Annotated in this window: 2 protein-coding genes; both read right to left on the bottom strand. The window is 74.3% G+C overall.

Annotated elements, in window-relative coordinates; genetic code table 11:
* Positions 1-52: 52 nt before the first annotated feature.
* Complete coding sequence (locus tag ACN268_RS31095) at positions 53-4,816, bottom strand: type I polyketide synthase (protein WP_421487042.1); 4,764 nt, start codon at positions 4,814-4,816, stop codon at positions 53-55.
* Positions 4,817-4,853: 37 nt separating this feature from the next.
* Positions 4,854-13,874 (bottom strand): type I polyketide synthase, encoded by a 9,021-nt coding sequence (locus ACN268_RS31090; RefSeq protein WP_421486583.1) that lies wholly within the window; start codon positions 13,872-13,874, stop codon positions 4,854-4,856.
* Positions 13,875-13,892: the final 18 nt, after the last annotated feature.

The following is a 13,892-nucleotide window of genomic DNA, read 5'->3' as shown; positions in this document are numbered from 1 at the left end:
TCACCAAACTCGTTGCCAGCGGGACACGTTGCTCCGGGAGCGCGGTGGCGGCTCAGGTCATGCCGAGTTCCTTGTCGATCAGGTCGAACACGTCGTCGGCGGAGGCCGTTTCGAGCCGGTCGACGAGGGTGGCGCCGGTGGTGGTGCTGAGCGTCTCGTTGAGCTTCGCCAGCAGCGACTGGAGCCGGGCGGTGACCCGGTTGCGTTCGATCTCCTCCGGCGTCAGGCCGGCCACGGTCACCTCCAACCGGTCCAGCTCGGCGAGCAGGCCGCCGGCGGTGTCGCCGGTGTAGCCGAGTTCGGCCCGGAGCTGGTCGGCCAGGGCGGTCGGGTTGGGGTGGTCGAACACCAGGGTCGCGGAGAGCCGTACACCGGTGGCGGCGCTGAGCCGGTTACGCAGCTCGACGGCCGTCACCGAGTCCATGCCGAGTTCCTTGAACGCGCGCTGCGGCTCGACCAGGTCGGCGTCGCCGTAGCCGAGGACGGCGGCCACGTTGGTGCGGACGGTCTCCAGCAGTAGGGCGCGCTGCTCGACCTCGGACAGCGTGCCGAGCCGGTCGGCGAGCGCCGACGACGACCCCGCCTCGGTGGCCTCGGCGGCCTCCGGTGCGGCGTCGGGCAGTTCGGCCAGCAGCGGCCGGGGCCGGGCCAGGGTGTAGATGGGGCCGAACCGGGCCCAGTCGATGTCGGCGACGACGAGGTGACTCTCGTCGTGGTCGAGGGCCTGTCCGAGCGCGTCGACGGCGAGCCGCGGGTCCATCACGCCGACGCCGAGCCGGTCGAGGTGCGCCCCGACCTCGCCGCCGGCCATGCCACCGCCGCCGCCCCAGCTACCCCAGGCGACCGATGTGGCGACCGCACCCCGGTTGCGCCGGCGGTGCGCCAACGCGTCCAGGTACGCGTTCGCCGTCGCGTACCCGGCCTGACCGGCGCTGCCCCACACCGCCGCGCCGGAGGAGAACACCACGAACGCGTCCAACGGCCGGTCGGCGGTCAACTCGTCGAGGTGCACCGCGCCGAGCACCTTCGCCCGGCACACGTCGGCGAAGTCGTCGAGGGCGGTCTGCCCCAACGGCACCTCGGGGTGCAGCACCCCGGCGGCGTGGAACACGGCGGTCAGCTCGTCACCGAGGTCGGCCAGCAGCGCGGCTACCGCGTCCCGGTCGGCCACGTCGACGGCGACGACCTCGACCTCCGGGTGCCGGGCCACCAGCTCGGCCGCGCCCGGGGCGTCCGGACCACGCCGGCTCGCCAGCACCACGCGCTGCGCGCCGTTGCCGACCAGCCATTCGGTGACGTGCCCGCCGACCCCGCCGGTGCCGCCGGTGACCAGGACGGTGCCGGCGGGTCGCCAGCGCCGTTCGGGTGCCCCGGTCACCGGACGGCGGACCATCCGGCGGGCCAGCGTGCCGGCCGCCCGCAGCGCCACCTGGTCCTCGCCGCCGCCGGTCAGCACGTCGGCCAGCCGGTCGACGGTCTGCGGCGTCCACTCGGCGGGCAGGTCGACCAGGCCGCCCCACCAGCCGGGATAGTCGAGGGAGAGCACCGTGCCCAGGCCCCACAGGGCACCCTGGGCCGGGTCGGCGACCGGCTCGAACCGGTCCACCCCGACCCCACCGGCGGTGACGCACCAGAGCCGGCCGGTGAAGTCGGACGCGGCCAGCGCGTGCACCAGCGACACGGTGGCGGTGATCCCGGCGGACAGGCCGACACCCAGCGGGTCGGGGCCGTCGTCCAGGGCGAGCAGGGAGAGCACCCCGGCGGGGGCCTCCCGGCCGCCGTGGTCGGTGCCGGTGACGGTGACCACCTCGGCGCCCCGGGCGGTCAGGCCGTCGGCGAGCGTACGCAGCCGCTCGTCGCCGGCCAGCGCCGCCGGGGCGACCACCCACCACACGCCGCTGAGCTGCCCGCCGGTGGGCACCTCGGTCGGCCGCCACACCACCCGGTACCGCCAGCCGTCCACGGTGGCGACGTCGCGCTGCCGGGACCGCCACGACGTCAGGCCGGGCAGCACCTCCCCGACCAGTGCGGTGTCGACGCCGAGGCCGTCGGCGAGCAGGTCGACGTCGGCGCGTTCCACGGCGTCCCAGAACCCGGCGTCGGTGCCGCCCCCGGTCGGGGCCGCGACGGTCGGCGCGATCCAGTAACGCTCGTGCTGGAAGGCGTAGGTGGGCAGGTCCACCCGGCGGGTGCCGGGCAGGGCGGCGGCCCAGTCCACGTCGACGCCCCGCACGTGCAGCTCGGCCAGGGAGGTGAGCAGCCGGTCGAGGCCGCCGTCGTCGCGGCGCAGGGTGCCGGTGACCACCGTCGGGCGGTCCGCCGACTCCAGCGTCTCCTGCATCCCCATGCCGAGCACCGGGTGCGGGCTGACCTCCACGAACCCGGTCCAGCCCTGCCCGGCGAGAGAGCGGATCGCCGGGTCGAACCGGACCGTGTTGCGGAGGTTGTCGTACCAGTAGCGGGCGTCGAGGGTGGCGGTGTCCACCCAGTCGCCGGTGACCGTGGAGAGCATCCGGATCGTCCCGGTACGCGGGTTGATCGGGGCCAGGTCTTCCAGCAGCCGGTGTTCCAGCAGCTCCACCTGCGCGGAGTGCGAGGCGTAGTCGACGGCGACCTGCTTGACCCGCACCCCCTCCTCGGTGAGGGCGGCGACGAGTTCCCGCAGCGCCTCAGGGGTGCCGGAGACCACCACCGAACCCGCGCCGTTGACCACGGCGAGGGAGATGTCGCCCGCCCACCGGGCGATCCGCTCCTGCGCCCGGTCGGCGGGCAGCCCGACCGAGACCATGCCGCCCCGGCCGGCCAGCTTCTCGCCGATGGCCCGGCTGCGCAGGGTCACCACCCGCGCCCCGTCGGCCAGGGAGAGTCCGCCGGCCACGCAGGCGGCGGCGATCTCACCCTGCGAGTGGCCGACGACCGCGTCGGGTTCGACGCCGTAGCTGCGCCAGGTGGCGGCGAGGGAGACCATCATCGCCCACAGGGCGGGCTGGACGACGTCCACCCACTCCAGGGAGGGTGCGCCGGGAACCCCCCGGACCACGTCCAGCAGGTCCCAGTCGACGTACGCGCGCAACTCGGCGGCGCAGCGGCCCATCTGCTCGGCGAAGACCGGCGAGGAGTCCAGCAGCGCGGCGGCCATGCCGACCCACTGGGCGCCCTGGCCGGGGAAGACGAAGACGACCCGACCGGCGGCGTCGGCGGTACCGGTGACCGCGGTGGGGGCGGGCAGCCCGTCGGCGACCGCGCCGAGCGCCGTCCGCAGGTCCGGAAGGTCGCCACCGAGCACCACGGCCCGGTGGTCGAGCCGGGCCCGACCGGCCAGCGTCCGCCCCACGGCGGCCGGGTCGGCCGGTACGGCGTCCAGGTGCGACAGCAGCCGCCGTGCCTGGGCCCGCAGCGCCCGGTCGGTGTGCCCGGAGAGCACCCACGGCAGCACCGCCGGGGTGGCCGGCTGCTCGTCCTCCTCGGCCGGGGCCGCTTCTTCGAGCACGACGTGGGCGTTGGTGCCGCTGATGCCGAACGAGGAGACCGCACAGCGGCGGGCGTGGCCGGTCTGCGGCCACTCCACCGGCTCGGTGAGCAGCTTGACCGTGCCGGGCGACCAGTCGATCTCGCCGCTGGGCTCGTCGACGTGCAGGGTGCGGGGCAGCACCCCGTGCCGCATCGCCTGCACCATCTTGATCACGCCACCGACACCGGCGGCGGCCTGCGAGTGGCCGATGTTGGACTTGAGCGAGCCGAGCCACAGCGGCCGGTCGGCGGGCCGGTCCCGGCCGTACGTGGCGAACAGCGCCTGCGCCTCGATCGGGTCGCCGAGCCGGGTGCCGGTGCCGTGCGCCTCGACCGCGTCGATCTCCTGACCGGCGAGCCGGGCGTTGGCCAGCGCGGCCCGGATGACCCGACGCTGGGAGGGGCCGTTGGGGGCGGTGAGGCCGTTGGACGCGCCGTCCTGGTTGATCGCGGAGCCCCGGATGACGGCGAGCACCGGGTGCCCGTTGCGGCGGGCGTCGGAGAGCCGTTCCAGCACCAGCGACCCGGCGCCCTCGGCCCAGCCGGTGCCGTCGGCGGCGGCGGCGAACGACTTGCACCGGCCGTCGAAGGACAGCGCCCGCTGCCGGGAGAACTCGACGAACGCGTCGGGGGTGCCGATCACGGTGACCCCACCGGCGACGGCGAGCGACGACTCCCCGGAGCGCAGCGACTGGCAGGCCCAGTGCAGGGCGACCAGCGACGACGAGCAGCCGGTGTCGACGGTGACCGCCGGCCCCTCCAACCCGAGGGTGTACGACAGCCGGCCGGAGACGATGCTGCCGGCGCCCCAGCTGTTCGGGTAGTCGTGGTAGACGACGCCGGTGAACACGGCGGTGGGGCTGCCCTTGAGCGACAGCGGGTCGATGCCGGCCCGCTCCAACGCCTCCCAGGACGTCTCCAGGAACAGCCGCTGCTGCGGGTCCATCTCGGCGGCCTCGCGGGGCGAGATGCCGAAGAAGGTCGGGTCGAAGGCGGCGGCGTCGTAGAGGAAGCCGCCGTCGCGGGTGTAGCTGGTGCCGGGGTGGTCCGGGTCCGGGTCGTAGAGCCGGTCGAGGTCCCAGCCCCGGTCGGTGGGCATGCCGGAGATCGCGTCGGTGCCGGCCGCGACGAGGTCCCACAGGGCCTCGGGCGAGTCGACGCCGCCGGGGTAGCGGCAGCCCATGCCGACGATGGCGATCGGTTCGGCGGCGCGCTCCTCGATGTCGCGGAGCCGCTCGCTGGTCTCGTGCAGGTCGGCCGTGACCCGCCGCAGGTAGTCACGAAGCTTCTGTTCGTTGGACATCAGGAACCCATTCCCGGACGGCGCCGACGGAGCGGACGGATCATGAGGTGCCGAACTTGCTGTCGATGAAGTCGAAGAGGTCGTCGTCGGAGGCGGTGTCGAGATCCTCGGTGACGCTGGCGACCTCGGCCGGGCGTTGACCGGCGGTCCACGCGGCGAGCATGGTGCGCAGCCGCTCCCCCACCCCGGCCCGGGTGCTCTCGTCGAGTGCGGCGACCGCATCGGCATCCAGGGTGGACAGCGCCGCCTGGAGCCGGTCGAGGTCGTCGAGCAGGGTGACGCCCCCGGCGTCGGCGGGCACCAGCTCGGTGAGCAGTTGCTGGGCCAGCTCGGTCGGGGTCGGGTAGTCGAAGACCAGCGTGGCGGGCAGCCGCAGCGCGGTCTCGGTGGTGAGCCGGTTACGCAGCTCGACGGCGGTCAGCGAGTCGAAGCCGGCCTCCTTGAACGCCCGCTCCGGGTCGACGTCCGCGCCGGAGGCGTACCCGAGGACGGCGGCGACCTGGTCACGGACCAGCACCAGGACGGTGTCCAGGCGGTCCGGTGACGGCATCGCGGCGAGCCGACCGGCGAGGTCGGCGGTCACGGTGACCGGGGTGGCCGGTTCGGCCTCGGGTTGGGCGTCGGGCAGCGCGGCCAGCAGCGGCCGGGGCCGGGCCAGGGTGTAGATGGGGGTGAACCGGGTCCAGTCGATGTCGGCGACGACGAGGTGGCTCTCGTCGTGGTCGAGGGCCTCCCGCAGCGCCCGGACGGCGAGCCGGGGTTCCATCGGCGGGGTGCCCTGCCGGCGCAGGTGTGCGGTGGCCTCCCCGTCGGCCATTCCGCCGCCGGCCCAGCTGCCCCAGGCGACCGAGGTGGCGACCGCACCCCGACTGCGCCGACGGTGCGCCAACGCGTCCAGGTACGCGTTCGCCGTCGCGTACCCGGCCTGACCGGCACTGCCCCACACCGCCGCACCGGAGGAGAACACCACGAACGCGTCCAACGGCCGGTCGGCCAGCAACGCGTCCAGGTGCACCGCGCCGAGCACCTTCGCCCGGCACACCTCGGCGAACTCGGCCACGCTGGTCTCCGGGAGCGACTTCTCCTGGTGCAGCACCCCGGCGGCGTGGAACACGGCGGTCAGCTCGTCACCGAGGTCGGCCAGCAGCGCGGCCACCGACTCCCGGTCCGCCACGTCACACGCCACCACCTCGACACCCGGATGCCGGGCCGTCAGCTCCGCCGCACCCGGGGCCGCCGCGCCCCGCCGGCTCGCCAGCACCACCCGCCGGGCACCCTGACCGACAAGCCATTCGGTCAGGTGCCCGCCGATGCCACCGGTGCCGCCGGTGACGAGCACCGTGCCGGTGGGCGTGTAGCGCCGCTCGGGGTTGCCGGCGGCCGGCCAGCGGACCAACCGTCGGGCCAGCACCCCGGCGGTACGGACGGCCACCTGGTCCTCCGCACCGGCGGCGAGGACGTCGACGAGCCGCGCGACGTGCTCGTCGGTCCAGTCGGTCGGCAGGTCGGCCAGGCCACCCCAGGAGTGCGGGTACTCCAGGGACAGCACGGTGCCGAGCCCCCACAACGCGCCCTGCGCGGGGTGCGGCAGCTCCTCGAACCGGTCGACGGCGACACCACCCGAGGTGAGGCACCACACCCGGCCGGCGAATTCGGTGGCGGTGAGGGCCTGGATCAGCGCGACGGTGTCGGTGACGCCGACGGACAGGCCGGCGTCGGTGACGTCCGGGGTGTCGTCGAGGGCGAGCAGGGACACCACCCCGGCGGGGGTGTCCCCGGCGGGCAGCTCGGTGCCGGTGACGGTGACGACGTCGGCGCCCCGGGCGGCGAGTCCGGCGGCGAGGGCGGACACCCGGGCGTCGCCCGTCGACGCGGCCGGTACGACGAGCCACCAGGTGCCGGTGAGTTCACCACCGTCGGGCAGTTCGGTGGAACGCCACACCACCCGGTACCGCCAGTCGTCCACGGTGGCCGCGTCCCGTTGCCGGGCCCGCCAGGCGGCGAGGCCGGGCAGCACCTCGGTGACGACGCCCGGGGCGACGCCGAGACCGTCGGCGAGCACGTCGGTGTCGCCCCGGTCGACGGCGTCCCAGAACCCGCCGTCGGCCTCGTCGGTGCCGGTGCCGGTGGTGGTCTCGGGCTCGATCCAGTACCGCTGGTGCTGGAAGGCGTAGGTGGGCAGTTCCACCTGCCGCCCGCCGGGGTTGACCGCCGTCCAGTCGAGGTCGACGCCGGTGGTCCACGCCTGCGCCATCCCGGTGGCGTACGCGGCCACCTGTTCCCGGTCGCGGCGCTGCAACGGGATGGTCACCGCGTCGTCGACGCAGTCGGCGACCATCGCGGTCAGCACACTGTCCGGCCCGATCTCCACGAACCGGGTCACACCCCGGGCGGCGAGGGCGGCGACCGCGTCGGCGAACCGCACCGTGCCCCGCACCTGACCCTGCCAGTATTCGACCGAACCGAGTTGATCGTCACCGGCCAGGTCACCGGTGGCGGTCGACACCAGCGGAATGCCCGCCGGGTTGGTGGTGACGCCGTCGAGGACCAGCCCGTAGCCGGCCAGCATCGGGTCCATCAGGTGCGAGTGGAACGCGTGCGACACCCGCAGCCGACGGGTCTTCACCTCAAGCGACGCCTCCAGCGCCGCGATCTGCTCCTCGGTGCCGGACACGACCACCGCCCGGGGACCGTTCACGGCCGCGACGTCGACGTCGCCCAGGTCCAACTCATCCAGCGGCGCGGCAATGGCCAACATCGCGCCGCCCGCCGGAAGGGCCTGCATCAGACCACCCCGGGCCGCGACGACCCGACAGGCGTCCTCCAGGGACCAGACTCCGGCGACGTGTGCGGCGGCCAGCTCACCGATCGAGTGACCCGCAACGAAATCGGGCTTCAGCCCCCACGACTCCGCGAGACGGAACAGGGCCACCTCGACCGCGAACAACGCCGGCTGCGTCCACCCCGTCCGATCCAACACCCCGTCCGGATCGGTGAACATCACCTCCCGCAGATCACCATCCAACAACGGACCGAACGCCGCACACACCTCATCAAGGGCCTGCGCGAACACCGGGAACGCTTCCGCCAGCTCACGGCCCATCCCGACCCGCTGCGCACCCTGACCGGTGAACAACACCGCCGTACGACCGGCGACGGTCCGACCCGACACACCGCCACCCGAGGTCAACGCCTCCAGGGAGACGGCCAGGTCAGCGGCCGTACCGCCGACGGCGACCGCCCGATGGTCCAGGGCCGCCCGACCGACGGCCAGCGAATGCCCCACGTCGACCGGCCGCTCCTCGGTGAGGAAGTCCCGCAGGCGGCCGGCCTGGGCGGTGAGGCCGGTCGTGGAACGGCTGGCCAGCGGCCAGAGCACCACGGCCGGTGCCAGCGTCGGCTCGGGGGCCACGACGGGCTGCGGGTACTCCTCGACGATGACGTGGGCGTTGGTGCCGCTGATGCCGAACGACGACACCCCCGCCCGGCGCGGGCGGTCCCCGGCCGGCCAGTCGACCGGTTCGGTGAGCAGCCGCACGTCCCCGGCGTCCCAGTCGACCTGCCGCGACGGCGTCTCGGCGTGCAGCGTGCGCGGCAGGGTGCCGTGCCGCATCGCCATCACCATCTTGATCACACCGGCCATGCCGGCGGCGGCCTGGGCGTGACCCATGTTGGACTTGATCGAGCCGAGCCACAGGGGGCGGTCCCGGTCCCGGCCGTACGTCGCGAGCAGCGCCTGGGCCTCGATCGGGTCACCGAGGGTGGTGCCGGTGCCGTGTGCCTCGACCGCGTCGACCGCGTCGGGGGTGATCCGGGCGTTGGCCAGCGCCGCCCGGATCACCCGCTGCTGGGCCGGCCCGTTCGGCGCGGTCAGCCCGTTCGACGCACCGTCCTGGTTGACGGCCGAACCCCGGATCAGCCCGTAGACGCGGTGCCCGTTGCGCTGCGCGTCGGAGAGCCGCTCCAGCACCAGCACCCCGACGCCCTCGGACCAGCCGGTGCCGTCGGCGTCGTCGGAGAACGACTTGCACCGGCCGTCCGGGGCGAGCCCCCGCTGCCGGCTGAACGCCACGAACGGGGTCGGGTTCGACATCACCAGCACCCCACCGGCGATGGCGGTGGTGCACTCCCCGGCCCGCAGCGCCTGGCTGGCGAGGTGCAGTGCGACAAGAGACGAGGAACACGCCGTGTCGACGGTCATCGACGGCCCCTCGAACCCGAACGCGTACGACACCCGGCCGGAGATCACCGACGCGGAGCTGCCGGTGCTCAGGTACGCCTCCGACTCGGCGGGGGCAAGGCCGAGCAGGTCGCCGTAGTCCTGGGCACCGGAGCCGACGAACACCCCGACGGGGCTGCCGCGCAGCGCCTCCGGGTCCATCCCGGCCCGCTCGCACGCCTCCCAGGTGACCTCCAGCATCAGCCGCTGCTGCGGGTCCATGGCGATCGCCTCACGGGGCGAGATGCCGAAGAACTCGGCGTCGAACGCGCCCGCCTCGTAGACGAAGCCGCCGGAGCGGACGTAGCTGGTGCCCGGCTGGTCCGGGTCGGCGTCGAAGAGGGCGTCGGAGTTCCAGCCCCGGTCGACGGGGAACGCGCTGATCGCGTCGGTGCCGCTGTCGACGAGCCGCCACAGGTCCTCCGGGGACCGGACGCCGCCGGGGTAGCGGCAGCTCATCCCGATGATGGCGATCGGCTCGTCGGGGTCGGAGCCGCCGACGCCGGACGCGACGGGGGTCGGGGCGGCGGTGCCGACGAGTTCGTCGTACAGGTGACGGGCCAGCACGGCCGGGGTCGGGTGGTCGTAGACCATGGTGGCCGGCAGGCGCAGCCCGACGGCCGCGCCGAGGGCGTTGCGCAGCTCCACGGCGGTCAGCGAGTCGAACCCGAGTTCCCGGAACGGCCGCTGGACGTCCACGGTGGTGGCCGCGTCGTACCCGAGGACGGTGGCGACCTGGGCGCGGACGGTGTCCAGCAGGTACGGCAGCCGCTCGGCGTCGGGCAACCCGGCCAGTACGGAGGTGTCGGTGGGCGCGGCCGGGGCGGCGGCTGGGGTCTGCTGGGCCTCGGGGAGCGCGGCGAGCAGCGGCCGGGGCCGGGCCAGGGTGTAGATCGGGGTGAACCGGGCCCAGTCGATGTCGGTGACCACGAGGTGGCTCTCGTCGTGGTCGAGGACCTGCTGCAACGCGCCGAGGGCCAGACGCGGTTCCATCGGCGGGGTGCCCTGCCGCAGGAGCTGCTCGGTGGCCTGCTCGTCGACCATGCCGCCGCCGCCCCAGGTGCCCCAGGCCACCGAGGTGGCGGTCAGGCCCCGGCGACGGCGCTGGTGGGCCAGCGCATCGAGCCAGGCGTTGCCGGTGCCGTAGGCGGCCTGCCCGGCGCTGCCCCAGACGGCCGCGCCGGAGGCGAACAGCACGAACGCGTCGAGCGACCGGTCGCCGAGCAGCGCGTCGAGGTGGGTCGCGCCGAGCACCTTGGCCCGGCACACGGCGGCGAAGTCGTCGAGGCTGGTGTCGCCGAGCGGGGCCGGGTCGTAGAGCACCCCGGCGGCGTGGAAGACGGCGGTCAGGTCGTCGCCGATCCCGTCGAGCAGCGCGGCGACCGCGTCCCGGTCGGCCACGTCGCAGGCGACGACCTGAACGCCGGGCAGGCGGGCAGCCAGGTCGGCGGCCCCGGGGGCGGCCGGTCCGCGCCGGCTGGCCAGCACCACCCGCTCGGCACCCCGGTCGAGGAGCCATTCGGTGAGGTGTGCGCCGATGCCGCCGGTGCCGCCGGTGACGAGCACGGTGCCGGTGGGGGTGTAGCGCCGCTCGGGGCTGCCGGCGACGGGCCAGCGCACCATCCGCCGGGCCAGCGCCCCGGCGGTACGCAGGGCCACCTGGTCCTCGCCGCCGTCGGCGAGCACGTCGACGAGCCGGTCGAGGGTGTCGGGCGTCCAGTCGGCGGGCAGGTCGACCAGGCCACCCCACCAGCCGGGGTAGTCGAGGGAGAGCACCGTGCCGAGCCCCCACAGGCCGGCCTGGGCGGCGTGCGGCAGGTCCTCGTACCGGTCGACGGCGACGCCGCCCGTGGTGAGGCACCAGAGCCGGCCGGTGACGTCGGCGGCGGCGAGGGCCCGCACCAGTCGTACGGTGCCGGTGACCCCGGCGGACAGCCCGGCGTCGTACGGGTCCGGGGTGTCGTCGAGGCCGAGCAGGGAGAGGACACCGGTGGGGGTGCCCCGGCCGGCGAGCGGGTCGGTGCCGGTGAGCCGGGTGACGGTGGCCCCCCGGGTGGCGAGCGCGTCGGCCACGGCGGTGACCCGGGGGTCGTCGGTGAGGGTGTCCGGGGTGACGAGCCACCAGTCGCCGGTGAGTTCCGCGCCAGTGGGCAGATCGGCGGCCCGCCACACGACCCGGTAGCGCCAGTCGTCGGTGACGGTGGCCGGTGCGGCGGTGGGGGCGGCCAGCCAGTACCGCTGGCGGGCGAAGGCGTAGCCGGGCAGCTCCACCTGCCGTGCCCCGGGGTGCACGGCCGTCCAGTCGAGGTCGACGCCGGTGGTCCACGCCTGCGCCATCCCGGTGGCGTACGCGGCCACCTGCTCCCGGTCGCGGCGCTGCAACGGAATCGCCACCGTGTCGTCGACGCTGTCGGCGACCATCGCGGTCAGCACACTGTCCGGCCCGATCTCGACGAACCGGGTCACCCCACGCGCCGCCAGAGCAGCCACCGCGTCGGCGAACCGGACCGTGCCCCGCACCTGACCCTGCCAGTAACCGACCGAACCGAGTTCGTCGTCGCTGGCCAGGTCACCGGTCGCGGTCGACACCAGCGCAATGCCCGCAGGGTTCGCGGTCACCCCGCCGACCACCTGCCCGTACTCGGCCAGCATCGGGTCCATCAGGTGCGAATGGAACGCGTGCGACACCCGCAACCGACGCGTCTTCACCTCAAGCGACGCTTCCAGCGCCGCGATCTGCTCCTCCGTGCCCGACACCACCACCGCACGGGGACCGTTCACCGCCGCAACGTCGACGTCACCCAGGTCCAACTCGGCAAGCGGCGCGGCGATCGCCAGCATCGCGCCACCCGCCGGAAGGGCCTGCATCAGACCACCACGAGCCGCCACCACCCGACAGGCGTCGTCGAGAGACCAGACACCCGCGACGTGGGCGGCGGCCAGCTCACCGATCGAGTGCCCGGCGACGAAGTCCGGCTTCAATCCCCAGGATTCGGCCAGGCGGAACAGGGCCACCTCGACCGCGAACAACGCCGGCTGCGTCCACCCCGTCCGATCCAACACCCCGTCCGGATCGGTGAACATCACCTCCCGCAGATCACCGTCCAACAACGGACCGAACGCGGCACACACCTCGTCGAGAGCCTGCGCGAACACCGGGAACGCTTCGGCCAGCTCACGGCCCATCCCGACCCGCTGCGCACCCTGACCGTTGAACAACACCGCCGTACGACCGGTGGTGATCCGACCCGACACACCGGTGCCGGCGGACAGGGCGTCGAGACCGGCGGACAGCTCGCCGGCCCCACGGCCCACCGCCACCCCCCGGAACTCCAACCCGGCCCGACCCGCACCCAGCGAGAACCCGACGTCCACCGGACGCTCGTCGGTGTCGGCGGCGAACCCGGCGATCCGGGCGGCCTGGCGGGCCATCCCCTCGGGGGACCGTCCCGACACCGGCCAGAGGACGACCGGCGGGGTCGGCCCCGGCGTGCCGGCCTCCACGGGCGGGGCCTGCTCGACGATGAGGTGCACGTTGGTGCCGCTGATGCCGAACGACGACACGCCCGCCCGGCGGGGCCGGTCCAGCTCCGGCCAGTCGACCGGTTCGGTGAGCAGCCGCACGTCCCCGGCGTCCCAGTCGACCTGCCGCGACGGCGTCTCGGCGTGCAGCGTGCGCGGCAGGGTGCCGTGCCGCATCGCCATCACCATCTTGATCACACCTGCGACCCCGGCGGCGGCCTGGGCGTGCCCGATGTTGGACTTGATCGAACCGAGGAAGAGCGGCGTCCCCCGGTCCCGGCCGTAGGTGGCGAGCACGGCCTGCGCCTCGATCGGGTCACCGAGGGTGGTGCCGGTGCCGTGCGCCTCGACCACGTCCACGTCGGCGACGGAGAGCCGGGCGTTGGCCAGCGCCGCCCGGATCACCCGCTGCTGGGCCGGCCCGTTCGGCGCGGTCAGCCCGTTCGACGCACCGTCCTGGTTGACGGCCGAACCCCGGATCAGCCCGTAGACGCGGTGCCCGTTGCGCTGCGCGTCGGAGAGCCGCTCCAGCACCAGCACCCCGACGCCCTCGGACCAGGCCGCGCCGTCCGCACCGTCGCCGAAGGACCGGCACCGGCCGTCCGGGGACAGCGCACGCTGCTTGCTGAACTCGACGAAGAGCTGCGGGGTGGCCATCACGGCGACCCCGCCGGCCAGGGCGAGCCCGCACTCCTCCTTGCGCAGCGACTGGCAGGCCAGGTGCATCGCCACCGACGACGACGAGCAGGCGGTGTCGACGGTGATCGCCGGCCCCTCCAGGCCCAGGTTGTAGGCGACCCGGCCGGAGACGAGGCTGCCGGAGGTGGTGCTGTCGACGTAGTCGTGGTGCATCACGCCGACGAACACGCCGGTGGCGGTGCCCTTGAGGGCGACCGGGTCGATGCCGCCGTGCTCGAACGCCTCCCAGGACGCCTCCAGCAGCAGCCGCTGCTGCGGGTCCGTCTCCACCGCCTCGCGGGGGCTCATCCCGAAGAACCCCGGGTCGAAGTCGGCGGCGTCGTAGAGGAAACCACCGTGCCGGGTGTAGCTCTTGCCGGGCTTGCCGGGTTCCGGGTCGTAGACGCCGTCGACGTCCCAGCCCCGGTCGGTGGGGAAGCCGGAGATGGCGTCGGTGCCGTCGGCGACGAGCCGCCACAGGTCCTCCGGCGACCGGACCCCGCCGGGGTAGCGGCAGCCCATGCCGACGATCGCGATCGGCTCCTGGTCCCGGCCCTCCACCTCACGCAGCCGCCGGTTGGCCTGTTGCAATTCGGCGGTGGCGCGCTTGAGGAAGGTCCGGAGCTTGTCGTCGTTCGCCATCGTTCACACCAATCTTTC

Source organism: Micromonospora sp. WMMD735, assembly GCF_049178995.1.
Lineage (GTDB): Bacteria > Actinomycetota > Actinomycetes > Mycobacteriales > Micromonosporaceae > Micromonospora > Micromonospora wenchangensis.
This window is presented reverse-complemented; position numbering and strand designations above follow the sequence as displayed.